We start from the raw sequence: 24,768 nt of genomic DNA on the forward strand, positions 1-24,768 counted from the left end.
TATTCCATAAAAGAAAAAACAGATAAAGCCCTTTTTAAAAAATAGGAATAGAGGGCTTACTTAAGTATTGCTTTCTAGCGGAAATAATTTTCATACAAAATTTATCGAGCAAAGCTTGATAAAATCTGGGCGCAAATACGCCAAGGCGCATTTGAATTAAGCAATTAGGTGATTTGATGAGAGTAGGTATTATTGGTGGAGGTTCCATTGGCCTGTTGTTTGGGGCGTATTTGGGACAGAATCATGAAGTGACTATTTTTACAAAACGTGAGGAACAGGCAGAAAAAATCAAGGAAATAGGAATCCGTCTTTGTTTCCAAGACGGCGAGGAAAAGGTGATTCCGGTCGATGCTGTACCTGGAGACAGTGGCATCTCGGATCAAGACATCTTGATTGTGACTGTAAAGCAATACGATTTACCGCAGGTAATGGCTGTGCTGAAATCAGCTCCAAAAGCTGTGCCGCTATGCTTCATACAAAACGGAATGGGGCATCTGGAGTTATTGAATATTCTGCCACAAGAGACGATTTTGGTTGCGACAGTGGAGCACGGTGCCAAGCGATTGAATGACCGGACTGTCTCACATAATGGAGTAGGGCAGACAAACGTATCGGTTTATAAAGGGAGCTATGAGCCGGAAAAAAACTTTCCAATGAGTGCCGATTCTCTATTTCCTGTCTGCTTCTATAAGGAATATCGTACCATTCTGATTAACAAACTGATGGCAAATGCGTTGATCAATCCCCTGACTGTAGTGTTTCAGGTAAAGAACGGGCGCCTTGTAGATAATCCGTATTATTACGAATTATTAAGATTAATGTTTGAAGAGATTTATTCAATCTTTCCACTGGGGGAAAAAGAAGAAGCCTTTAATAGGATCATTGATATTTGCAAAAATACAAGACACAACACTTCATCCATGTTAAAGGATATCCAAGAAGGCAGAAAAACAGAAATAGATGCGATATTGGGATATATCCTCAAGGTGGCTGAAAGAAAAGGTGCCAAGCCTAAGACCATTCAAATGGCTTACGTTATGGTCAAGGGAATTGAACAGGAAAGGAGATGAGCAAGCTAAGTGGGGACTATTTTTTCATCAGCAGCAGCTTTATTCATCACAGTGCCACTCCTTTTTTACATTCTTGTATTCACTATCGTTAAACAATTAACGAGGAATCATAAAAAGGCGCTAAATGCTGCCATTTATTTAACTACATTCGTCCTAGTTATATCCGTTCATTTTTTAATCATGGCCATATGGGAAAGCTCCTATTTGTTTGTCATTATATTATTCATGCTTGTTACAGCCGTGTTCTTCACTTTCTTGCATTGGAAAACAAGAGAGGAGATCATCTATGGGAGGGTGTTTGCTGGCTACCTACGTCTAAACTTTCTCATGTTTTCATTCTTTTATATCAGTCTCCTTTTGTTTGGAATTATAACGAGGGCTAAAAACTTGATTTTCAGCGTCTAGTATGAGGACTTGAAGCAGGAAAATGTCATTTCTTCATATAGTTTGCTATACTTCTTTGTGATTGAAACAGATAGGAGAAAGGAAGTACATAGATGGAATTGGAAAATGCTGCCGTTTTGGCAACAAATCGCTTTGCTTCGCTTTACATTGAAGATATGGAATCTGTAGAAGATTTCTTTCAATATAATATAAAAGAAGAAACAGTTTATAGGCAGCGATATAGTGATTTGATGGAACGGGATTTTGCCCGGAAAGAAATTGCTGAATGCATCGATCATTATATGAAGAATTTTCCAGGCTCGGCTGCTACCCAGCATTCACTTGAAAAATTCAGGGACAACAAGTCTGTTGTAGTCATAGGCGGTCAACAGGCAGGCTTATTGACTGGACCTTTATATACAATACATAAAATCATTTCAATCATAAAACTGGCTGAGCAGCAGGAAAAGGAATTAGGGAAGCCTGTCGTTCCAATCTTTTGGATTGCAGGGGAAGACCATGACCATTTGGAAATCAATCATATATTCGCCCCTCAGAAAGAGAATTTTAAAAAGAAGAATTACTACGAAGCTTTTTCAGGCAAAATGATGGCTTCCCATATTGTCTTCGATAAAGAGAAAATGCAAGCATGGACTAGCCAGATCTTTTCGTATTTTGGTGACCGTTCTCATACAAAGGAAATGCTAGCAGTTGTTGAAGAAGCCATCTCAAATACAAGAACTTTTACTGAGTTCTTTTCCTATTTGATCATGCATTTCTTCAAAGATTCCGGCTTACTTCTCATTGATTCAGCTGATCCGAAGCTCCGCCAGCTTGAAAAGCCATTTTTCTCCCGAGTCATTCATGACGGACAAATGATCACTGATGCTGTGCTCGCTCAACAAAGAAAGAAACAAAGCAGAGGCTTTTCCAATGCGATTGAAATTGATGATTACGCAGCGAACTTATTTTATTACCATGAAAACGAGCGGGAGCTGTTGGAGTTCGATCCAATTGAGAAGGTATTTGTCAGCAAAACAAATGAATTGAGATTTACTGATCTCGAGCTATTCGAATTATTGGAATTATATCCTGAAAGGTTTAGCAATAATGTCGTCACACGCCCACTTATGCAAGAATGGCTGTTTCCAACCTTGGCGTTTATTGCGGGGCCTGGTGAAATTGCCTATTGGGGAGAATTGCTCCCTGCATTTCAGGTAATGAAAAGCCAAATGCCGCCGATTGTACCAAGGCTCAATATCACACTTCTCGATAAAACGACGGATCGAAATCTTGCTGACTTGAATTTGTCCATTGAGAAGGTATTGGAAAAAGGAACAGCTGAAGATCAAAACAATTTCTTGTCTTCTATTAAGGATGGCGGATTTGAGTCACTGATAAAGGATACGAAAGAAGAATTGAGGGACCATTATCAGAAAATCATTGCAAAAGTAGAGGAAATTGACCGAGGACATATTCAACTTGCGGAAACTAGTTTGTCACTGCAAATCAGGCAATTGGAATTTTTACAAAGAAAAGTGGAAGACAGCATGACAAAGAAACATAGTGCCCAGCTGGATAAATATGTTTGTGTAGAGAAAATGCTTCGACCAAATGGTCAGCCTCAGGAAAGAATTTGGAACATCTTTTATTATCTGAATGAATACGGAACGAAATTTATCGATGGATTGCTAAACTTGCCGTATGAATTCGACGGCAGACATAAAATTATAAGAATTTAAATGGAAAAAAGCCGCTTCCTTGGGAGCAGGCTTTTTTTTTATCGAAAATCGATGATAAAAACACTGGAATATTCATAAAAAAATGGTGGTGGCAAGTGGGGGATTGTGGTACAGTTATTATAGAAAGTGGGGGCAAAGGTCATGTTCATGGGTGAATACCAACATAACATTGATACAAAAGGCCGCTTGATTGTGCCTGCTAAATATAGAGAGCACTTGGGTGATTCGTTCGTTATTACCCGGGGGTTGGATCAATGTTTATTTGGCTACCCAATGGAAGAATGGAAACAGATCGAAGAAAAATTAAAAGCTCTCCCACTTACCAAGAAAGATGCACGTGCTTTTACCCGTTTTTTCTTTTCGGGGGCCGTGGAATGTGAACTGGACAAGCAGGGCAGGGTTAATTTGCCCGCATCTCTTCTTGGCTATGCGAAACTGGAGAAAGAATGTGTTATTTTAGGGGTATCCAGTCGTTTCGAGATTTGGAGTAAAGATTTATGGGAAGACTATTTCTCAGCATCTGAAGAGTCTTTTGCAGAAATAGCCGAGAATATGATTGACTTCGATATATAGAATGCTCCAGCTTTCGAAATAGATTTGGATGGTGAATTGAAAAGTGTTTTCACATACGACAGTATTGCTTAAAGAAACAGTTGATGGCCTGAATATAAAGCCGGATGGTATATATGTCGACTGCACGCTAGGCGGCGCAGGACATAGCTCATACCTTCTGTCACAATTATCAAGTAAAGGGAAGCTGATTGCTTTTGATCAGGATGAGACAGCCATTGCCAATGCGAGTAAAAAATTGGCTGAACACAAGGACCAATTGATTTTGGTGAAAAGTAATTTTAAGTATTTGGCTGAAGAATTAGAGGAATTGGGTATTACGCGCGTGGATGGCATACTTTACGATCTCGGAGTTTCCTCACCGCAGTTGGATACTCCTGAGCGGGGTTTTAGTTATCATCACGATGCACCATTGGATATGAGAATGGACTTGGATGGAGACGTCTCGGCCCATGATGTTGTGAACGAATGGCCCTATGAAGACTTAGTACGAATTTTCTTTCGGTATGGAGAAGAGAAATTTTCTAAGCAAGTGGCGAGGAATATTGAGGCAACAAGAAAAAAACGCCCTATTCAAACAACAGGCGAGCTGGTAGAGATTATTAAAGATAGTATCCCGGCTCCTGCGCGGAGAAAGGGTGGCCACCCGGCTAAACGGATTTTCCAAGCCATCCGGATTGCTGTGAATGATGAATTGAAAGTTTTTGAAAACTCTTTGAAACAAGCTATCGAGTTATTGAATTCTGGAGGACGGATTAGTGTTATCACATTCCATTCTCTTGAAGATCGAATTTGCAAACATGTGTTTAAGGAAGCAAGCGAAGGTCCAGACCTTCCACCGGGATTGCCGGTCATTCCAGAAGAATACAAACCTATACTAAAGCTAGTTAACAGAAAGCCGATTGTACCAGTAGAAGCTGAATTGACAGCCAATAACCGATCGAGATCAGCAAAATTACGGATAGCCGAAAAATTATAAAACAAAAACAGACAGAAATGGGGGAAAGTCAATGAGTAACTTGGCACAACAACTCCAACAAAATAAAAGTGTTCAGCAAAAGGAAGTTCAAAAAACAGCAGTTCGGCGACATGTGAAAATAAGTCCTGGAGAAAAACTGTTGTATTTGCTTCTCGCTGCCTTTATAATTTTTATGGCTGTAAAAATTATTACAGTTCAAGCTGCAGTCTATGATACGAATATAGAAGTTCAGGATGTGGAAAGAAACATCCAGAAACATGAAAAAGTGAACGATGACTTAGCAATGCAAGTTGACGAGCTCAGCAGATATGAGCGGGTTTGGAAAAAAGCCAAGGAACTGGGCCTGAATCTGAACGAGAATAATGTTAAGGTTGTTGAGAATAGATGAATGTTCAAAAAAAAAATAGAAACATAGGAGCAGCACTGTTATTTTTTATATTCGGGCTGCTTTTTTTTGTCTTGGCCGTTCGTTTCATAACCATCCAGTATACCGGAGAAGTAAAAGGTCAGGCACTGGCTACTAAAGCCTCGCAGTTGTATAAGCGGTCTGATGTGCTAAAAGCCAAAAGAGGGACTATTTATGACCGGGAAGGTGAGGTTATCGCCGAAGACTCTGCATCTTATACTCTAATCGCTGTATTGGATAAGAAAGTCACTTTGGACCCGAAGCGCCCGCGTCACGTGGTAGACCCAACGGAAACTGCTAAGGAACTCTCAGAACATATTTCGCTCAGTGAGCAGGAGATTTATGAGCGGCTGACGAAAAAGGGGCGGAAACAGGTTGAATTTGGTCCGGCCGGCCGGGATCTTTCCCATCGTGTAAAGGAAGAAATCGAAAAGTTGAAGCTGCCTGGCATTAGCTTCATTAAGGATACGAAGCGCTTTTACCCGAACGGTATTTTCGCTTCCCATTTGATCGGCTATGCCCAAGGAGAACAGTCTAATGAGAAATCTTCCGAAATCGTCGGCAAAGCGGGCTTGGAAAAAAGCTACAATGAATTGCTCACTGGAAAGGATGGAACCCTTACATATAAGGGTGATGTCTGGAACTATATTTTGCCTAACTCCAAAAAACAGATCAAAGAGCCAAAGGACGGTAAAGATATTTATTTAACCCTTGATAAAAAAATCCAGACCTTTCTCGAAGATGCAATGAATAAGGTGGATCAGAAGTATTCACCTGAGAGAATTCTTGCTGTTGTTGCTGATCCGAAAACAGGAGCGATCCTTGGCATGGGACAGCGTCCCACCTATCATCCGGTCACTCGAGAAGGAATAGAAAAAAATTGGCATAATGAAGTGGTTGAGAGTTCATTTGAACCGGGTTCGACTATGAAAATATTTTCCTTGGCAGCCTCTGTTGAGGAAGGAGTCTTCAATCCGAATGCGACCTTCCCATCCGGAAAGTATTATTTGAACAATAAGCAACCTCCGATCAAAGACCACAACCAAGGCAACGGTTGGGGGCCGATAACATACTTGGAGGGGGTCCAGCGCTCTTCCAATGTCGGATTTGCATATCTATTGGAGAAAATGGGCACAGATACTTGGCGCGACTATATGGATAAGTTTAAATTTGGCCAGAAAACGGATATTGCCCTTCCGAATGAAGTAAGCGGAAAAATATTGTATGAATGGCCGATTGAAAAAGTAACCAGCGTCTTTGGACAAGGAACAACTGTTACCTCTATGCAGATGATCCAGGCAGCATCAGCCATTGCTAATAATGGAAAAATGATGAAACCGTATGTGGTAGATAAAATTGTGGACACCGCTACCGGCGATGTCACCGAAACAAAACCTGAAGTGAGCGGAAAGCCCCTAAGCTCAAAGAGTGCAAAAGAAGTTAGGGATATTCTAGAAACCGTCATTACGGCGGAAAATGGTACTGGAAATCAATTTTATCAGCTAGATGGCTATTCCGTTGCAGGGAAAACAGGAACTGCACAAATAGCTGCGCCAAATGGTGGATATTTGCAGGGAAGGGAAAATTATATTTTTTCTTTCTTAGGAATGGCTCCGAAGGATGATCCCAAGCTGGTGATGTATGTGGTTGTAGAAAAGCCGAAGCTTAAGCAGGATGAAAACGGCGCTTTGCCTGTTTCGGAAATATTTAAGCCAGTAATGAAAAGCAGCCTTCAATATTTGAACATCGAGCCTGAAAAGAAAAAAGAAACAGTTATCACCGAATTACCAGATTTAACTGACATGAATGTTCAGAAAGCGACAGAGCTTTTAAAGAAAAACGGCCTTAAGCCAGTACTCATTGGGAATGGAAAACAAATTCTCTCGCATTCACCCAAGCAGGGAGATCGGGTCATCGAAGGGGAGAAGGTGATCATTAAGACGGACGGTAATCTGTCAATACCGGATATGACCGGATGGTCGAAACGAGATGTTCTCAAAGTGGCCAAACTGGCAGAATTGAAGGTTAATATGGTAGGGGACGGCTATTTGATGAAACAAAACATAAAGCCAAACTCTAAAGTATCACCTGGCGATCATCTTGTTGCCAATTTCGCCACCCAAACTGAAATGGTTGAAAAAAAGGAGACTCAGGAAGAAGCTCCGCTAGATTGATTCAGTTGTGAACACTGGTCTAATCATGCAGGACAAGGCATATAGTTGAACGAGCCGTAAAAAGAGGGGGGCCTTTTGTGAAGCGGGTTTCAACTGTAACTGTAAGAAAAAGATTGTCCTATTTCCTGCTGATTGGACTTATCGTTTTTTTAATCATCGATATGAGATTAGGTTACGTGCAATTCGTGTTAGGGGATGATTTGACAAACCGGGCCCGTGATTCGTGGAGCAGAAACATCCCTTTTGAACCTGAGAGGGGAAAAATAACTGACCGCAATGGTGTGCCTATTGCTGAAAATAAAAGTGCACCGACTGTCTATATCATACCAAGGCAAATTGAGGACCCAGCTACTGCCGCTGAAACTCTTGCTCCAGTTCTGAATGTGTCAAAAGAAAAATTGTATAAACACATGACGGCAAATTCTTCCAGCGAGCGTATTCCTGAGGGCAGAAAGATTTCCTATGAGAAAGCCAGGGAAGTAAGGGCATTGGATATAAAAGGTGTTTATATTGCAGAAGATTCCAAGCGTCATTATCCATTTGGGCGCTATTTGTCTCATGTATTGGGATTTACTGGCGTAGATAACCAAGGGCTGATGGGCCTTGAGCTTTATTACGATAAAGAACTGCAAGGGAAACGGGGCTCTGTACAATTTTTTTCCGACGCTAAGGGAAGAAGAATGCCAGATATGTCGGATGACTTTGAGGCTCCAGTTGATGGATATGATTTAAAACTAACCATTGACACAAGAATCCAATCAATCATGGAAAGGGAGCTGGATAGCGCAGAAGCACAATTCAGCCCAGATGGGATTGCAGCCATAGCCATGGATCCGAATAGCGGAGAAATTCTGGCCATGTCAAGCAGGCCGTCATTCGACCCTGAGGGATTCCGTAATGTCCCTCAGGAGATATACAATCGCAATCTACCGATTTGGAGTACTTATGAACCGGGTTCCACCTTTAAAATTATAACCCTTGCTGCGGCACTGGAAGAGGGGCTTGTCGATTTGGAGCATGACCATTTTTATGATCCTGGTTTCGTGAAAGTCGGAGGAGCAACTCTCAGATGCTGGAAAAAAGGAGGCCATGGCAGTCAGAGTTTTTTGGAAGTTGTCCAAAATTCCTGCAACCCCGGGTTTGTGGAGCTTGGAGAGCGACTGGGTAAGGAAAAGCTTTTTCAATATATTAGGAGCTTCGGTTTTGGGCAAAAGACGGGCATTGACCTCGCTGGAGAGGGGACGGGGATCTTATTTAAAATGGATAAAGTGGGACCGGTCGAGCAGGCAACAACCGCTTTTGGCCAAGGAGTGTCAGTCACACCCATCCAGCAAGTTGCGGCGGTCGCAGCTGCAGTGAATGGAGGTACGCTTTATCAGCCTTATATTGCGAAGGAGCTGGTTGATCCCGTTACAGGGGCAACAGCGATGAGAAAGACGCCTGTATTCAAGAGGCGGGTTATATCTGAGAAGACTTCCAAAGAAATTCGCCATGCCCTCGAAAGTGTTGTTGCTCAAGGGACGGGGCGGAATGCTTTTATTGATAATTATCGGATTGGCGGCAAAACAGGAACTGCCCAAAAAGCTAAGGACGGAAGATACCTTGAAAATAATCATATCGTATCTTTCATCGGGTTCGCACCTGCAGATGACCCACAGCTTGTCATATATGCTGCGGTGGATAATCCCAAAGGAACGGTTCAATTTGGGGGAACAGTTGCAGCGCCTATTGTAGGAAAAATAATGGAGGACTCGTTGCGAGCCCTTGATGTAAAACCGAGAAAAAATCAGATCGAAAAAAAGACTAACTGGAATGATCCGAAGATGGTCACTGTGCCAGACCTAAAAGGTTTCACAAAAAAAGAACTACTACAGCAAATGTTGGATCTGCAGCTTGAAGTCAGCGGTGATGGAACAAAAGTGATTCAGCAGGCTCCAGATCCGGGCGTAAAGGTTAAGGCGGGATCAGTCATAAGGGTTTATATGAAATAGGTAAACTTGCTTGGTTAACTTCATTCAGCAGAAGTCTCCCACTTCTGAAAACAGTGAGATGAATGCATACCGGTATACCATTAAGTGGGGGCGAACACCGGCTGAATGAAGTTAAAGCTTCGGCGGATGCTACAGATTTTCAAAGGGAATTTATCCAGTGGAGCTCAATAAAATTTGGAAGCAAATACGCCAAGGGCATTTGATAAACAGGGTATGAAAAAGTTAAACGGAACGAAGCAAAAATCTACCCTAATGATTTATAGGGTAGATTTTTAAGATTGAAAAAATTGGGAACTTATTTCCGAACCAGCATATAGATGATAACGGTGCTTTTAAATTTATTTTATTAGTGATTTGTAATATATCGGAAAAACCCCTTAAAGAATGTGGGTTTTGCTATCCTTCTGTTTATCTATCGCGGTATATTATGAATGCTGGATGTGGTAAAATAATTGCGAATCAAGTAGAGTTATACAGTCGGGAGGTCTCTCCCACTTTAAATCTTTTTGAATGCTTAAAAGCCATTCAATGAAATAGAAAGGATCGTAACGATGAAGCTTCATACACTTTTAAAAGCTTTGCCGTTGGTAAAGCCAGCATTGGAAAACCCAGAAATAACTGCGATTGTAAATGATCATAGAAAAGTAGAGCCGGGCTCGATGTTCATTTGTATTAAAGGTCATCGTGTGGACGGACATGAATTTGCACAAGAAGCAGCTGAAAAGGGAGCGGCGGCTATTATCTCAGAAAAGCCACTGTCGCTTTCTATCCCGATAGTGATTGTAAATGACACGAAACATGCTATGGCAGTTCTAGCTGATGCATTTTATGACCATCCGACTGAAAAGATGCATCTAGTCGGCATCACGGGTACAAATGGGAAGACAACGACAAGTTTCATGATCGAGGAGATTTTTCGAGAAGCCAGCCTTACGACTGGGTTGATTGGAACCATCAGCATGAAAATTGGAGACAAGGTTATTGAGACAAAGAACACAACTCCCGACACGATTGTGCTTCAAGAAACCTTTGCCAAAATGGTTAGTGAAGGCGTTGATGCTGCAGTCATGGAGGTTTCTTCGCATGCGCTTGTACAAGGCAGGGTAGATGGGAGTGACTTTGATGTAGCTGTCTTTACTAATCTGTCACAGGACCACTTGGATTATCACCAAACGATGGAAGAATATAAGAGAGCAAAAGGGCTTCTGTTTACAAAATTGGGAAATACATATACGAAGCCGAAATTTGCAATCATCAATGCTGATGATCCAGCAGGTAAACAGTACATCTCCGAAACATCGGCACATGTGGTCACATACGGAATCGATCATTCTGCCGACTTTATGGCTGAAGACATTGTAATGGGCAGGAGTGGAACAGACTTTACGCTTATTTCTCCAGAGGGGCAAAACAACGTTTCACTAAAATTAATGGGAAAATTCAGTGTCTATAATACTTTAGCGGCAATAGCGGCAGCATATGTCTCGAATGTCCCGCTTGATTCTATTATCCGTACGGTGGAGGCAGTTCACGGAGTTCCCGGCCGCTTTGAAGCTGTAGACGAAGGGCAGGATTTTCCTGTTATTGTTGACTATGCCCATACGCCTGACAGTTTGGAAAACGTCTTGAAAACGATAAAGGAATTTGCTGGAAAGCGAATTTACGCTGTAGTCGGATGTGGAGGAGACAGAGACAGGACAAAGCGCCCGCTTATGGCCGAAGCAGCTTGTAAATATGCAACGGATCCGATTTTCACTTCTGACAATCCTCGCACAGAGGATCCGAGTGCCATTTTAAAAGATATGGAAAAAGGTGTAGAAGGGAAGCAATATCAAGTCATTTCTGACCGGAAACAGGCGATTACTGCGGCAATCAATGCCGCCCGAGAAGGAGATGTAGTGCTGATTGCGGGGAAAGGACATGAGACATATCAAATTATCGGGGATAAGGTATTTGATTTTGATGACCGCCTCGTTGCGAGCAATGCCATTAAGGAGTTAAGAAAATGTTGACATACGAAGAAATTGAAAAAATCTTACCTGAATCAAAGGGTATCAGGGATGCCGGCATGTCGTTTGCCAGTATTGCTTTTACTAGTGATGAAGAACAACCAAAAGGCTTATTTATTCAAAATGGAGAGGACGAAGACCTTCAAACAGCTATTTCCAAAGGTGCAATTGCTACTGTCTGGCCTTCAGAAAAGGAATTACCTTTTTACACGCCAAATCATTTCCCAGTCTTTCTTGCAGAAGGTGGGACATTGTCGGCTGTTCTTAAGATACTGGAGGAAAACTGTCACAAGGTGAGTCTTGCAAAGGAAGATCATAAGACATGGGTGATATTTCCGGAATCGCAGTATCATGCACTGCCTAATGACCTAGTTGAAAAAGTGAGACAATTGATCCAATCTGACGAAAACTGTACTGATAGGAACGGGGTGAGATAACAAATGATGGAAAGAGTCGTTTTATTTACAATTATCATGGCTTTTCTGATTACCGTCTTATTATCTCCCCTTTTCATCCCATTTTTGAGAAGGCTGAAATTCGGTCAAAGCATCCGTGATGAAGGTCCAAAATCGCATCAAAAGAAAAGTGGCACTCCGACCATGGGCGGGATTTTGATTATCATTTCAATCATTATCACAACGCTTATTATGACCGGAAAATATACAGAACCGGGATCAGATACATATTTGCTTATTTTGGTCACGTTTGGCTTTGGTCTGCTAGGCTTTTTGGATGATTTTATTAAAATCGCTCTTAAGCGCAATCTGGGACTGACATCCAAGCAAAAACTGCTTGGCCAAATTTTGATAGCACTTGTGTTTTATTTTGTACTTAAGGCTTTTGATTTCTCCACGGCTATCGCCATCCCATTGACAGATATATCCATTGAACTGGGACCGTTGTATGCCTTTTTCATCATATTTTGGCTTGTGGGATTCTCGAATGCAGTCAATTTGACGGATGGTCTTGATGGACTTGTTTCAGGGACCGCAGCTATTGCTTTTGGCGCATTTGCTATTTTGGCATGGAGCCAGTCACAATATGAAGTGGCTGTGTTCGCAGTGGCAGTTGTAGGAGCTGTTTTGGGTTTCTTGGTTTTCAATGCCCATCCGGCAAAGGTTTTTATGGGAGATACTGGCTCTCTTGCACTGGGTGGAGCGATTGCCGCAGTGGCCATTCTTACAAAAACAGAAATCATTTTATTGGTAATCGGCGGGATCTTTGTAATTGAAACTTTATCTGTCATTTTACAAGTCATTTCTTTCAAATTGACTGGTAAACGGATTTTCAAAATGAGCCCTCTGCACCATCATTACGAGCTTGTCGGATGGTCAGAATGGCGTGTAGTTGTCACGTTTTGGGCAGTAGGCCTGCTTTTTGCCATTTTAGGAATTTACATAGAGGTGTGGGTGTGAATTGAAGAAGATTACGGACTATCAGCATAAAAAAATACTCGTATTAGGATTAGCAAAAAGCGGCATTGCAGCGGCCACTCTTTTACAGGAGCTTGGGGCATTTGTCACAGTTAATGACCAAAAACCGTTTGAGGAAAATCCTGCGGCACAAGGTCTGCTTGAAAAAGGAATTACAGTTATTTGTGGCAGCCATCCTCCCGAACTGCTTAATGAAGGGTTCGAATTAATTGTCAAAAATCCAGGTATTCCATATACAAATCCATTAGTTTCAAAGGCAATGGAAATGAACATTCCTATTATTACGGAAATTGAGCTTGCCTATCGAGTGTCAGAAGCCGATATTATTGGTATCACGGGGTCAAATGGAAAGACGACAACGACTACGCTTATTTTTAAGATGCTTGAAGAAGCATCAAAACATCCAATGATTGCCGGGAATATCGGTACTGTAGCCTCGGAAGTGGCTATGGAAGCAACAAGCGAGAACAAAATGGTCGTTGAACTGTCTTCTTTTCAGTTGATGGGGGTAGATCAGTTCAGACCGAATATAGCGGTCATTACGAATGTGTATGAAGCACATCTGGATTACCACCAGACGAAGGAAAACTATGCAGGGGCGAAAGCGAATATTACAGTAAACCAGACTGAGGATGATTTCTTGATTGTGAATGCTGACCAAGAGGAACTCCTTGAACTGGTAAGCTTCTCAAAAGCTTCGCTCATTCCTTTTTCAACTAAGCGTCATTTAGAAGAGGGTGTATCCATCAAGGAAGGAAAGATCATTTATTTTGGTGAAGAGGTCATTGACCTTGAGGAAATCCTTCTTCCTGGAAAGCATAATCAGGAAAATATCCTTGCGGCCATTGCAGCAGTGAAGCTCCTAGGTGTAGGAAATGATGCTATTAAAAATGTGCTGACCTCTTTTCAAGGGGTGGAGCACAGAACCCAATTCGTTTCAGAAATTAATGGAAGAAAGTTTTATAACGATTCAAAGGCAACAAACATACTGGCTACCAAAAGTGCTTTAGAAGCATTTCAGGCACCTGTCATTCTGCTTGCGGGGGGATTGGACAGGGGGAATGGTTTTTCTGAACTGATTCCATACTTGTCAGGTGTAAAAGCCCTCATCCTATTTGGTGAAACAGCCAAAAAATTGGAGGAAGCCGGAAAGGAGGCAGGAATACAATCCATTTATCACGTCGATAATGTGGAAGAGGCTGTTCCTCTTTCTTTTAATGTATCAGAACCTGGTGATGTTGTTCTACTGTCTCCTGCATGCGCAAGCTGGGATCAGTATAAGACATTTGAAGTACGGGGTAATATTTTTGCACAAGCCGTGCATAAACTGAAGGAGAGCCAATAAAAAGGTGTATGGAACAGGCTTAAATACAGTGGAGGCAGAGGTGCTGACTGTTGCCCTTGAAGAAATCTACACCCGACTTTATTTTGATTCTCGTAACTCTGACATTGTTGGCCATTGGGCTGATCATGGTATACAGTGCCAGTGCCGTTTGGGCAGACTACAAATTTAACGATTCCTTTTTCTTTGCAAAAAGGCAGCTGCTGTTTGCGGGACTGGGCTTTGCCGCCATGTTTTTAATGATGAACATCGATTATTGGTCTTGGCGAAAATGGGCCAAGCCCCTATTGATTGTTTGTTTTATATTACTGCTCGTGGTCTTGATTCCCGGTATCGGGATGGAAAGGAACGGTTCCAGAAGCTGGATAGGTGTTGGCGCGTTTTCCATCCAACCGTCTGAGTTCATTAAGCTTGCACTGATTGCTTTTTTAGCGAAATTCCTCTCAGAAAAGCAAAGGTATATTACTACAGTGAAAAAGGGCCTAGGGCCCTCCTTGGCATTGGTGTTTCTCGCATTTGGTTTGATCATGATGCAGCCTGACCTCGGAACAGGCACAGTAATGGTCGGAACTTGTATCGTGATGCTTTTCATAGCCGGAGCGCGAATTCTTCATTTTGCTGTACTGGGGTTAATTGGGCTTGCGGGGTTTGTCGGACTGATTTTATCCGCTCCTTACCGAATGGCGAGGATCACTTCCTTCCTTGATCCTTGGAAGGACCCGCTAAATAGCGGCTTTCAGATTATCCAATCGTTATATGCAATTGGTCCAGGAGGATTGTTCGGATTAGGGTTGGGGGAGAGCAGGCAGAAATTCTTTTATTTGCCCGAACCGCAGACGGATTTCATATTTGCTATCCTTTCGGAGGAACTAGGTTTTATTGGCGGAAGTTTAGTTATTCTGCTATTTGCCCTGCTTCTATGGAGAGGGATTAAAATCGCCCTAGGGGCTCCTGATCTATATGGCAGCTTCCTCGCTGTCGGAATCATCTCTATGATCGCCATTCAGGTAATGATTAATATAGGGGTTGTTACTGGACTAATGCCAGTTACTGGAATTACTCTCCCTTTTTTAAGCTATGGGGGATCTTCGCTGACAATCATGTTAATGGCAGTGGGGGTACTGCTGAATATAAGCCGTTATGCAAGAGTCTGAAAAGAAACTCAATAACATTTGGGTTTCTTTTTTATTTCAAAATAACAACAATCTGCACTGAACACATTTTTCTTGTATAAAATATAGTAAAATAAGATAATTAAGGAGTTTGGTTTATTAATTGGAGTACACTAATTGAGGTGTTATCATGAAAATTATTGTCAGCGGCGGTGGAACCGGAGGACATGTCTATCCGGCCCTTGCCTTAATCCGTACAATCAAAAAGAAACATCCGGATACAACGTTTTTATACATTGGAACAGAGAGAGGATTGGAATCAAATATTATTCGAAGAGAGAATATACCATTTGAAGCAGTGGAAATTACTGGATTTAGACGTTCGCTCTCCTTTGAAAATATTAAAACGGTCATCCGGTTTTTAAAGGGTGTTAAACGAAGTAAACAAATCATCAATGAATTTAAACCAGATGCTGTAATTGGGACGGGAGGCTATGTATCTGCTCCTGTTGTGTATGCCGCAGCTAAAAAGAAGATCCCGGCTGTGATTCACGAACAAAACAGTGTTCCGGGCCTGACGAATAAGTTTTTAAGCAAGTATGTACAAAAAGTAGCGATCTGCTTTGATGCGGCGAAGGAATTTTTTCCTGCACACAAAGTAATTCTTACAGGAAATCCACGCGCTTCAGAGGTGGTAGGTAAAAAAAGCCAAGGGGAATTACTCAAGCTTGGACTGAAGGAAAACATTCCTACAGCTCTTATCACTGGAGGAAGCAGGGGAGCCAGGCCGATTAATGAAGCTGTCATCAAATCATTGGCACAGCTTACCAATAAACCATATCAAGTTGTATACATAACTGGAGAGGTTCATTTCGAAGATGTAAAGAAAGAAGTGGAGCTGATTGGTGCTTCTCCCAATGTAGCGGTCGTTCCTTTTATTCATAACATGGAAGAAGTACTTACTGAGATAGATGTTGTGGTAGGCAGGGCAGGTGCTACGTCCCTCGCTGAAATTACGGCGCTTGGTATTCCGTCAATACTCATTCCAAGCCCGTATGTAACGAACAACCATCAGGAAAAAAATGCCACCGTTCTTACATCGGCTGGTGCTGCGATTATGCTTCAGGAAAAAGATTTGTCCAGCCAAAGGCTTATGGATGCTCTTGATGAGATCCTTATGGATGATAAAAAGAGACAAAATATGAGCGAAGCCTCAAAAAAACTGGGAATGCCTGATGCATCTGACCGGTTATATGATGTGCTTTTGAGCATGATTGAACGTGGGGGGAGTTGAAAGGGGTATGGAAATGGAAAAGATTATGGAAGAATTACGAGCAAACAATGTTGGAAAAGTAAAGGGAAATGAGCCGTTGGCCAATCATACAACAATCAAAGTTGGAGGACCAGCGGAAGTTTTTGTTGAACCTGATTCTATCGATAAATTACTAAAGACGATGGAAATTGTGCAAAAATATCAACTGCCTTGGAGAGTGATTGGGCGTGGTTCTAACCTGCTCGTTTCAGATAAAGGGATCGCCGGGGTCGTCATTAAGCTCGGTAAAGGCATGGATGATCTAGACATAGAAGGAACGAAAGTCCAAGTAGGGGCTGGTTATTCTTTCATTGTCCTTGCCAATGCTTTAGGGAGAAAAGGGTTAAGTGGCCTTGAGTTCGCAGGCGGTATCCCAGGATCTGTGGGTGGAGCCGTTTATATGAATGCAGGTGCACATGGCTCTGATATTTCGAAGATATTGGAAAAAGCCCGGGTACTCTTTCCTGATGGGACTGTTGAATGGCTCACAAACGAAGAAATGGAATATTCATATCGGACTTCTGTCCTTCAGAAAAAGCGTCCAGGAATTGTTCTTGAAGCGATATTCAATCTGAAGGAAGGTGACCGTGAAGCGATTGCCGCTGAGATGAAGAAACATAGGACATATCGCCGGGATACCCAGCCTGTTAAACCATGCTGCGGGAGTGTATTTCGCAACCCGTTGCCAGAGCATGCTGGCAAGCTGATTCAGGATGCTAGCCTGAAAGGATACTCTATTGGCGGCGCACAAATATCCGAGCTGCATGGGAATTTCATCGTCAACAACGGATCTGCAAAAGCAGAGGATGTTTTGGCTTTGATCAAGCATATGAAGGAAACGGTTCTCGAAAGAAACGGTATTGAAATGCATACAGAAGTGGAAATAGTAGAGGGTAATCGAGAATAGAAGAAGCTTCTGTACCCAGTTGGAAAGGAACCTTGCATCATCTCGAAAAGCATAAGCCAACTCCCGAGGAGACAGCCTTTTAGCCACCGCAGGGAAGAGGCTTATGACCTCGAGGGGCTAGGTGCTGAAGCTGGACAAAAGAAAAGCGACGTACAGACTGGACAAGTCCTGACGAGATAAAGGACCAAGAAAAGCCAGACGGACGTTGAAGAAGGCGTGGTTTGCCCACAACAGCGTTTGGCTAATCATTCTCGCCGGTGGCACTTAAGGCTTAAACAACGACATTCTACGCCTGCCCTAGCATATCCTGTGTCACAAGCCGGACAGAACGATGTATCAAAAGGTAAATCGATGTTGACTTATCGTGAGAGAAAGTCGATAGGTGCAGTAGCTCCGAATCGACAAGAAAGGTTTTCACCAATAGGAGCAAATAAGGAAACTCTGAGTGTACAGTTTTTCTGCTGTATTGCCTCTTGAAGCTGGATGCCTGAGTCAGACCGGAGAAAATTAGTTTAAAAGGGGAGATGACTGTGGATCAAAAAAAAGTTCTATCCCTGGAAGACAGGATTCCCAAAATAAAAGAACATCGAAAACGAAAGGCGAACCGGCGGCTCATCTTCCTTATTTCTTTGTTTTTCCTTCTGATCCTGTTAGTGATTTATTTCCAATCCCCTTTAAGCAACGTGAGTGAAATCAAAGTAAAAGGAAATGAATCAGTTCCAGATCAAACGATTATCAAAAGAAGTGGTCTTAAAAGCGGCGACAACATTTGGAATTTGGACAAGAAGAAAGCAGTTCAACAGCTTGAAGACCATCAAGAAGTGAAGCATGCGAAGGTTAAGATCTCTTTTCCCAACACAGTATACTTGGAAATACAAGAATATAAAACAATTGCTTATGTCTTAACAGGAACAGAGTTCCATCCGATTTTGGAAAATGGCATGATTGTTGGAAGCAACCCGAAGGGTGGAGTACCAGTTAACGCGCCTATATTATCCAACTTTAAAGAAGATGCTATCTTGGAAAATATGGCCAAGGAATTAAAGGCTTTGAAGCCTGAAATCGTAAATGTCATTTCGGAAATCCATTATACACCGAAGAAAACGGATAAGTACCACATCACTCTTTTTATGAATGATGGTTTCGAAGTGAGTGCAACTATACTAACTTTCTCAGAAAAGATGGTACATTACCCTTCTATTGTCAGCCAACTAAACCCTAATGTCAAAGGTGTTATTGATATGGAAGTCGGTTCATTTTTTAAAGCATACGAAACCAAAGAGACAGGTGGAGAAGGAGAGCAGCAGGAACCATAGTAGTTTCTTCTCAATTTTTTCCAATAAAAGGCTTGGTGACAAAGTTCTACAGGGGTTTTTCTCTGTGATTACTCTATAAACTTTCTCTAATCACAAGTTTGGCTTTTCTGTGGCTCCATCTTAGTGTAGACTTATACATAGCGGCGGCTTTGGCAGGTTCTATAAAAATATGGTGTAAAATGTAGAATTTTGTTGAATATAGAAGCCGACAACCAAGAAAATTAACGAATGAAACTCATAAATAATTCAGTAGAATAAAAGGAAATTACCTGAATTTGCCGAATACATAAATGTAATTACCATGTCAAGGATGATTATTTATGAAAATTCCATATATCAAGCTTAAGATAAAGATAGAGTTGAAGGAGGTGCCGCGGAATGAATAATAACGAGATGTATGTCAGTCTCGATATAGGAACATCCACAGTAAAGGTGATCATCGGTTCCATGGGCAGCGATTCCTTAAATGTAATTGGAGTTGGAAATGTAAGTGCCAAAGGAATCCGGAAAGGGTCTATTGTTGATATAGATGAAACGGTTCATTCGATTAAGAGTGCGGTTGAGCAGGCAGAAAGAATGATTGGGATGAAAATCAATGATGTGATTGTTGGGATTGCAGGTAATCATGTCGCTTTACAGCCTTGCCATGGAGTGGTGGCCGTATCCAGCCAAAATAGAGAAATAACAAATGATGATGTTGCAAGGGTAATGGATGCAGCTCAAGTTATTTCTATCCCGCCGGAAAGAGAAATCATCAATGTGATTCCACGACAATTTATTGTGGATGGATTGGATGAAATTACGGACCCGCGTGGAATGATTGGTGTTCGTCTTGAAATGGAAGGTACCATCATTACCGGGGCCAAAACGATTTTACATAATACGCTTCGGTGTGTTGAGCGGGCAGGTTTAAGCATTACAGATATCGTACTACAGCCGCTTGCAGCGGCTGCTGCAGCCTTATCAAAGGACGAACAGCAGCTTGGCACTGCATTAATTGATATGGGAGGCGGTTCAACAACGCTTTCTATATTTGAAAACGGAAGCATCAAGAATGTCAGTGTCATTCCGGTAGGTGGGGAACATATCACCAAAGACTTGTCTATTGGTCTAAGGACAGCTACAGAAGATGCGGAAAAAATCAAAGTTACATATGGACATGCATTTTATGATCACGCATCAGAAGAAGAAGTTTTCAGTGTGCCTATCATTGGAAGTGACCAGCATCAGCAATTTAATCAGTTAGAGCTTGCAGATATCATTGAAGCTAGAATGGAAGAAATTTTTGAGTTGATTCAAGATGAATTGAGTGGAATGGGTGTTACTGATCTTCCGGGAGGTTTCGTATTGACTGGCGGCTCAGCAAATATGCCAGGGGTTGTCGAACTGGCACAAATGATTTTCCAAAGCAGGGTCAGGATTGCTATTCCGGATTATATCGGTGTCCGTGAGCCTCAGTATACAACTGCAGTAGGATTGATCAAGTATTCCTACCAGAATGCGAGATTGCAAGGAAGAAGCGTAAGTGCCTCTCCGGTTCATTCGACAACTGAACCTGATCACGGCGCAACGGTAGATCCACATCAACCCGCAAGGCAAAAGCTTGAAAAAGACCCGGAAAAGAAAATATCGACTAAAGTTAAAAAGTTTTTTGGCTACTTTTTTGAATAAGCCAGCCGGTTGAATAAAACGAACAGGAGGACATGTCATGTTGGATTTCGATACGAATATTGATTCTTTGGCAACTATAAAGGTAATCGGAGTTGGCGGCGGGGGGAACAATGCTGTTAACCGCATGATTGAACATGAAGTGCAAGGTGTTGAGTTTATTGCCGTAAATACCGATGCCCAAGCTTTAAACTTATCTAAAGCTGAAATAAAAATGCAAATTGGCGCAAAATTAACTAGAGGATTGGGAGCAGGTGCTAACCCAGAGGTCGGCAAGAAAGCTGCCGAAGAAAGCAAGGAACAAATTGAAGAAGCTCTTAAAGGGGCTGATATGGTCTTTGTTACAGCTGGAATGGGTGGAGGCACAGGAACAGGTGCAGCTCCAGTAATCGCTCGAATTGCTCGAGAACTAGGCGCTTTGACAGTCGGAGTGGTAACACGTCCGTTCACCTTTGAAGGACGCAAACGTGCGAACCAGGCGAGCGGCGGTATTGACGCCATGAAAGAGTCTGTAGACACTTTAATTGTCATCCCGAACGATAGACTTTTGGAAATCGTTGATAAGAGCACACCGATGCTTGAAGCTTTCAGGGAAGCTGACAATGTATTGAGACAGGGTGTACAGGGGATTTCTGATTTAATCGCTGTTCCAGGATTGATCAACCTTGATTTTGCTGATGTTAAAACTATCATGACTAATAAAGGTTCAGCTTTGATGGGAATTGGTGTGGCTACAGGAGAAAATAGGGCTGCCGAAGCCGCTAAGAAAGCTATCTCCTCTCCATTGCTTGAAACTTCCATTGATGGAGCTCAAGGTGTCCTGATGAATATTACAGGTGGAACCAACTTGAGTCTCTATGAAGTACAGGAAGCCGCTGATATTGTGGCAACAGCTTCCGATCAAGAAGTGAACATGATCTTTGGTTCTGTCATTAATGATAACTTAAAGGATGAAATCGTGGTTACAGTGATTGCTACCGGATTTAATGAAACGCAAGTCCAATCAACGCCACAAAATCCGTTGTTTGGTCAAATGAGGAATCAGCAAAATAATAATCAGGTTCCGAACCGTGAACAGAAAAGGGAAGAGGCACAGGAGCCAGTAAGAACCTCCCAGCAGCAGCCTCCTGAAGATACCCTTGATATCCCGACTTTTCTTAGAAACAGAAATAGAAGAAGATAATAACGTAACAAGAAACCAGGTGATCCACCTGGTTTCAGCTTGTAGAGAAAGTAGGTGTTTTTCTCTGCAAGCTTTTTTGTTTTTACCCGTGTTCATCTTATCTCTCCTCCTTTCCCTGTCTGGCGAGTTTCGTTGCTTTCCCTCACGCGGGTGATCATAAATACTCCTATCAGTTTCTCTCCCTCATTAGTCATTCTTCGATGTAAATTGTGAAAACTTCTATAAATTCACATACAGGAAGTGACACATTCCATTTTTAGCGTCCGTTATACTAATCATTAATAGAAAAAGCAAAGCAAAAAGTAATATGAATTCCTTAGCCTCTTTGGAGGGGGGCCTTTAAAAATTATGATCATTTACATGGATGTCATTTGGTTTTTGAATTTCCTTGTAGACAGCTTGCTACTCTGGATTACTGCAATCTTTTTGAAGAGACAGGTGAAGACCAGGAGAATCATGGTGGGCGGGCTTGTAGGCTCAAGCTTGATTCTGCTCGCTATTACTCCATTGGCCACTGCAGCAAGTCATCCTATCTTTAAAATGGGTACATCTATTTGTATGATCTTTATCGTATTTGGATTTAAGAGATTCGGGTCCTTTCTTTCCTGTTTGTTGACATTTTATTTTTCCACATTTCTTATGGGCGGGATTTTACTCGGCACTCACTATTTTGTCACCTACAATTTTAGAATTAGCACAGCAGTATCATTGGAAAGCATCCGGGGATTCGGAGATCCGGTCAGCTGGCTGTTTGTAGCAGCTGTGTTTCCGATTGCTTGGCATTTTTCGAGGAAGAGAGTAGAGGACTTAACCATATCTTCTATTGAATACGATGTTCTTGTTGATGTTACTATTCAAATCAATGGACTCGATCTACAAGTGAAAGGACTGATTGATAGCGGAAATCAATTATATGACCCTATTTCCAAAACTCCAGTGATGATTGCTGCTGTAACAAATCTGAAAAGTCAATTGCCAGCGGAGATTCTATTATTGGCAGACAAGAATAGCAACCCTATCGAGCTGGCCGATAAAATTCCAGAAGCATGGAGTGAAAGAATGAGACTGATTCCTGCAAAAACACTTGGAACGAATAATCAATTGCTTTGTGCATTCAAGCCTGAGGCTATATATCTTCAAATGGGAGAAGAAAGGAAAGCAGCCCAAAAAGCTCTGATTATTTTTACTGACCAAGAATTATCCAGTGAGGGTCGCTTTCAATGCATTGTACACCCTGCAATAGTAGAACAGGCTGTTGTACAAACTGCCTCTTAGATACACGTTTCAAATTAAATGGGAGGAGGAGACTGAGTGAAAAGAATTCGCCTGCATCTCACTTATTATTGGTATAAGGTGCTTAAAAAGCTGGGATGGAAATCTGATGAAATTTATTATATAGGAGGGAGTGAAGCGTTACCTCCACCTCTTTCTCGCGAAGAGGAAGCGATTTTGCTTAAGAAGCTCCCAAATGGTGACAAGACAGCAAGATCCATGTTAATTGAGAGAAACCTCCGATTGGTAGTGTATATTGCACGAAAATTTGAAAATACGGGGATTAATATCGAAGACTTAATAAGCATTGGTACAATCGGACTAATTAAGGCGGTTAACACATTCAACCCAGAAAAGAAAATAAAGCTGGCTACATACGCATCAAGGTGTATTGAAAATGAAATTTTAATGTATTTGAGACGAAATAATAAAATCAGGTCTGAGGTATCCTTTGATGAACCATTAAATATTGACTGGGATGGGAATGAACTGCTGTTATCAGATGTTTTGGGGACTGATAATGATATTATTACAAGGGATATAGAGGCCCATGTTGATAAAAAGCTTTTGCTGACAGCTCTTCAAAAACTTACTCAACGTGAGAAACAAATTATGGAGTTGCGATTTGGCTTGGCTGGTGAGGAAGAGAAGACGCAGAAAGATGTGGCCGAAATTTTAGGGATTTCACAGTCTTATATTTCTCGCCTTGAAAAAAGGATTATCAAACGGCTTCGAAAGGAATTTAACAAAATGATATAATGCGATTTGTTTAAATTCATTCAGCAGAAGTCTCCCACATTTATAAGTGATGAGATGAATGCGAATTGTTACTCCATTTAGTGGGAATTCAAGCCTCGGCTGAATAAAGTTAAATTCTGCGGACGAATGCCATAGACTTTCAGAGGAAATTTATCGAGTGAAGCTCGATAAAATCTGGGCGCAAATATCCTAAGGAGTATTTGATTCTAATCTATCCCTAACGGATCGGTATGTTTTTTTCATATTTCCATGCGTTGAGCAATGCATATATTTTCCTCCTGCGGAGATACTTATTTCTAGCAGCTCCTGCTAGGAGGGAAATAAGTGAAGCGAAATAAAGTAGAAATATGCGGTGTGGATACTTCAAAGCTACCTGTCCTTAAAAATCTAGAAATGCGGGAACTTTTAAAGCAAATGCAAGAAGGGGATTTGACAGCAAGAGAGAAACTGATCAATGGGAATCTCCGTCTGGTATTAAGTGTTATTCAGCGGTTTAATAACAGGGGAGAATATGTGGACGACTTGTTCCAAGTTGGCTGCATCGGTTTGATGAAATCAATCGACAACTTTGATCTAAGCCAGAACGTCCGGTTTTCCACCTATGCTGTTCCGATGATTATAGGGGAAATCCGCCGTTATTTGCGGGATAACAATCCTATCCGTGTTTCACGGTCATTGCGCGATATCGCTTATAAAGCACTCCATGTAAGGGAACGCCTCATGGCAAAAACCTCCAAGGAACCCACGGCGGCAGAAATTGCGAGGGAATTGGAGATACCGCATGAAGACGTTGTTTTTGCGCTGGATGCTATTCAGGATCCTGTATCATTATTTGAGCCAATTTATAATGACGGTGGCGATCCGATATTCGTCATGGATCAATTGAGTGATGAGAAGAGCCGTGACAGTCACTGGATCGAAGAGATTGCATTACATGATGGGCTGCAGCGGCTCAATGATAGGGAGAAAATGATCATTCGAAAGCGCTTTTTTCAAGGGAAAACCCAGATGGAGGTGGCAGAAGAAATCGGAATTTCACAAGCGCAAGTGTCTCGTCTCGAAAAGGCTGCCATCAAACAAATGAATAAAAATATTAATATTCAATAAAGTTTTTTTAGAGGTCAGCCCCCCTTTACTAT

General features: G+C 41.8%; 21 protein-coding genes. All 21 read left to right on the plus strand.

Annotation, left to right across the window (positions count from 1 at the left end; genetic code table 11):
* The first annotated feature begins 176 nt into the window (after window positions 1-176).
* The 21 genes from H9631_RS02450 to sigG all read left to right on the plus strand — a co-directional run bounded on the left by H9631_RS02450 (window position 177) and on the right by sigG (window position 24,736).
* Window positions 177-1,070 carry a 2-dehydropantoate 2-reductase gene (locus H9631_RS02450; protein ID WP_191809664.1) on the plus strand — a complete coding sequence of 298 codons (894 nt, stop codon included), beginning with the start codon at window positions 177-179 and terminating at the stop codon, window positions 1,068-1,070.
* Between the two features lie 9 nt (window positions 1,071-1,079).
* Window positions 1,080-1,475, plus strand: coding sequence for a DUF3397 domain-containing protein (locus tag H9631_RS02455; RefSeq protein WP_191809665.1), 396 nt, complete (start codon window positions 1,080-1,082; stop codon window positions 1,473-1,475).
* A 92-nt stretch (window positions 1,476-1,567) separates the two neighbouring features.
* Window positions 1,568-3,196, plus strand: coding sequence for a bacillithiol biosynthesis cysteine-adding enzyme BshC (bshC, locus tag H9631_RS02460; protein ID WP_191809666.1), 1,629 nt, complete (start codon window positions 1,568-1,570; stop codon window positions 3,194-3,196).
* A gap of 141 nt (window positions 3,197-3,337) precedes the next feature.
* Window positions 3,338-3,769 (plus strand): division/cell wall cluster transcriptional repressor MraZ, encoded by a 432-nt coding sequence (mraZ, locus tag H9631_RS02465; RefSeq protein WP_120115251.1) that lies wholly within the window; start codon window positions 3,338-3,340, stop codon window positions 3,767-3,769.
* Between the two features lie 43 nt (window positions 3,770-3,812).
* Window positions 3,813-4,745: a 16S rRNA (cytosine(1402)-N(4))-methyltransferase RsmH gene (gene rsmH, locus H9631_RS02470; RefSeq protein ID WP_191809667.1), complete on the plus strand. Its 933-nt coding sequence runs from the start codon at window positions 3,813-3,815 to the stop codon at window positions 4,743-4,745.
* A 31-nt stretch (window positions 4,746-4,776) separates the two neighbouring features.
* The gene (gene ftsL, locus H9631_RS02475; protein ID WP_191809668.1) at window positions 4,777-5,133 is read left to right on the plus strand and encodes a cell division protein FtsL; all 357 of its coding nucleotides are present in this window, start codon (window positions 4,777-4,779) and stop codon (window positions 5,131-5,133) included.
* The gene (locus H9631_RS02480; RefSeq protein WP_191809669.1) at window positions 5,130-7,325 is read left to right on the plus strand and encodes a penicillin-binding protein; all 2,196 of its coding nucleotides are present in this window, start codon (window positions 5,130-5,132) and stop codon (window positions 7,323-7,325) included. Before ftsL ends, H9631_RS02480 begins: the two co-directional genes overlap by 4 nt.
* A 77-nt stretch (window positions 7,326-7,402) precedes the next feature.
* Window positions 7,403-9,316: a stage V sporulation protein D gene (locus H9631_RS02485; RefSeq protein WP_191809670.1), complete on the plus strand. Its 1,914-nt coding sequence runs from the start codon at window positions 7,403-7,405 to the stop codon at window positions 9,314-9,316.
* Window positions 9,317-9,867: 551 nt separating this feature from the next.
* Window positions 9,868-11,328, plus strand: a complete 1,461-nt coding sequence (locus H9631_RS02490) for a UDP-N-acetylmuramoyl-L-alanyl-D-glutamate--2,6-diaminopimelate ligase (protein ID WP_191809671.1) — start codon at window positions 9,868-9,870, stop codon at window positions 11,326-11,328.
* The gene (locus tag H9631_RS02495; RefSeq protein ID WP_191809672.1) at window positions 11,322-11,762 is read left to right on the plus strand and encodes a hypothetical protein; all 441 of its coding nucleotides are present in this window, start codon (window positions 11,322-11,324) and stop codon (window positions 11,760-11,762) included. The genes H9631_RS02490 and H9631_RS02495 overlap by 7 nt, the downstream gene beginning before the upstream one ends.
* 3 nt (window positions 11,763-11,765) lie before the next feature.
* Entirely contained in the window at window positions 11,766-12,740 is a 975-nt protein-coding gene (gene mraY / locus H9631_RS02500; protein ID WP_191809673.1) for a phospho-N-acetylmuramoyl-pentapeptide-transferase, read from the plus strand.
* Window position 12,741: 1 nt separating this feature from the next.
* Window positions 12,742-14,103 carry a UDP-N-acetylmuramoyl-L-alanine--D-glutamate ligase gene (murD, locus tag H9631_RS02505; RefSeq protein WP_191809674.1) on the plus strand — a complete coding sequence of 454 codons (1,362 nt, stop codon included), beginning with the start codon at window positions 12,742-12,744 and terminating at the stop codon, window positions 14,101-14,103.
* A gap of 50 nt (window positions 14,104-14,153) precedes the next feature.
* Window positions 14,154-15,254 carry a stage V sporulation protein E gene (gene spoVE, locus H9631_RS02510; RefSeq protein ID WP_191809675.1) on the plus strand — a complete coding sequence of 367 codons (1,101 nt, stop codon included), beginning with the start codon at window positions 14,154-14,156 and terminating at the stop codon, window positions 15,252-15,254.
* A 148-nt stretch (window positions 15,255-15,402) separates the two neighbouring features.
* Window positions 15,403-16,506, plus strand: coding sequence for an undecaprenyldiphospho-muramoylpentapeptide beta-N-acetylglucosaminyltransferase (murG, locus tag H9631_RS02515; protein ID WP_191809676.1), 1,104 nt, complete (start codon window positions 15,403-15,405; stop codon window positions 16,504-16,506).
* Between the two features lie 13 nt (window positions 16,507-16,519).
* The gene (gene murB, locus H9631_RS02520; RefSeq protein ID WP_191809677.1) at window positions 16,520-17,431 is read left to right on the plus strand and encodes a UDP-N-acetylmuramate dehydrogenase; all 912 of its coding nucleotides are present in this window, start codon (window positions 16,520-16,522) and stop codon (window positions 17,429-17,431) included.
* Window positions 17,432-17,955: 524 nt separating this feature from the next.
* Window positions 17,956-18,747, plus strand: coding sequence for a cell division protein FtsQ/DivIB (locus H9631_RS02525; protein WP_404801705.1), 792 nt, complete (start codon window positions 17,956-17,958; stop codon window positions 18,745-18,747).
* A gap of 378 nt (window positions 18,748-19,125) precedes the next feature.
* Window positions 19,126-20,418, plus strand: coding sequence for a cell division protein FtsA (gene ftsA, locus H9631_RS02530; RefSeq protein ID WP_191809679.1), 1,293 nt, complete (start codon window positions 19,126-19,128; stop codon window positions 20,416-20,418).
* Window positions 20,419-20,455: 37 nt separating this feature from the next.
* Window positions 20,456-21,598, plus strand: coding sequence for a cell division protein FtsZ (ftsZ, locus tag H9631_RS02535; RefSeq protein WP_191809680.1), 1,143 nt, complete (start codon window positions 20,456-20,458; stop codon window positions 21,596-21,598).
* A gap of 348 nt (window positions 21,599-21,946) precedes the next feature.
* Window positions 21,947-22,873, plus strand: a complete 927-nt coding sequence (gene spoIIGA, locus H9631_RS02540) for a sigma-E processing peptidase SpoIIGA (RefSeq protein ID WP_191809681.1) — start codon at window positions 21,947-21,949, stop codon at window positions 22,871-22,873.
* Window positions 22,874-22,909: 36 nt separating this feature from the next.
* On the plus strand, window positions 22,910-23,629 hold the full coding sequence (sigE, locus tag H9631_RS02545; protein ID WP_120115236.1) for an RNA polymerase sporulation sigma factor SigE: 720 nt from the start codon (window positions 22,910-22,912) through the stop codon (window positions 23,627-23,629).
* 324 nt (window positions 23,630-23,953) lie between these two features.
* The gene (gene sigG / locus H9631_RS02550; protein WP_191809682.1) at window positions 23,954-24,736 is read left to right on the plus strand and encodes an RNA polymerase sporulation sigma factor SigG; all 783 of its coding nucleotides are present in this window, start codon (window positions 23,954-23,956) and stop codon (window positions 24,734-24,736) included.
* Window positions 24,737-24,768 lie beyond the last annotated feature (32 nt).

It is taken from the genome of Bacillus norwichensis, assembly GCF_014836955.1.
Classification (GTDB): domain Bacteria; phylum Bacillota; class Bacilli; order Bacillales; family Bacillaceae_C; genus Siminovitchia; species Siminovitchia norwichensis.

Coding starts and splice junctions, on each gene's coding strand:
- murB (WP_191809677.1), top strand. CDS start 16,520: ATGGAAAAGATTATGGAAGAATTACGAGCAAACAATGTTGGAAAAGTA.
- spoIIGA (WP_191809681.1), top strand. CDS start 21,947: ATGATCATTTACATGGATGTCATTTGGTTTTTGAATTTCCTTGTAGAC.
- bshC (WP_191809666.1), top strand. CDS start 1,568: ATGGAATTGGAAAATGCTGCCGTTTTGGCAACAAATCGCTTTGCTTCG.
- ftsA (WP_191809679.1), top strand. CDS start 19,126: ATGAATAATAACGAGATGTATGTCAGTCTCGATATAGGAACATCCACA.
- ftsL (WP_191809668.1), top strand. CDS start 4,777: ATGAGTAACTTGGCACAACAACTCCAACAAAATAAAAGTGTTCAGCAA.
- mraY (WP_191809673.1), top strand. CDS start 11,766: ATGATGGAAAGAGTCGTTTTATTTACAATTATCATGGCTTTTCTGATT.
- mraZ (WP_120115251.1), top strand. CDS start 3,338: ATGTTCATGGGTGAATACCAACATAACATTGATACAAAAGGCCGCTTG.
- H9631_RS02480 (WP_191809669.1), top strand. CDS start 5,130: ATGAATGTTCAAAAAAAAAATAGAAACATAGGAGCAGCACTGTTATTT.
- ftsZ (WP_191809680.1), top strand. CDS start 20,456: ATGTTGGATTTCGATACGAATATTGATTCTTTGGCAACTATAAAGGTA.
- murG (WP_191809676.1), top strand. CDS start 15,403: ATGAAAATTATTGTCAGCGGCGGTGGAACCGGAGGACATGTCTATCCG.
- H9631_RS02495 (WP_191809672.1), top strand. CDS start 11,322: ATGTTGACATACGAAGAAATTGAAAAAATCTTACCTGAATCAAAGGGT.
- H9631_RS02490 (WP_191809671.1), top strand. CDS start 9,868: ATGAAGCTTCATACACTTTTAAAAGCTTTGCCGTTGGTAAAGCCAGCA.
- H9631_RS02450 (WP_191809664.1), top strand. CDS start 177: ATGAGAGTAGGTATTATTGGTGGAGGTTCCATTGGCCTGTTGTTTGGG.
- H9631_RS02525 (WP_404801705.1), top strand. CDS start 17,956: ATGACTGTGGATCAAAAAAAAGTTCTATCCCTGGAAGACAGGATTCCC.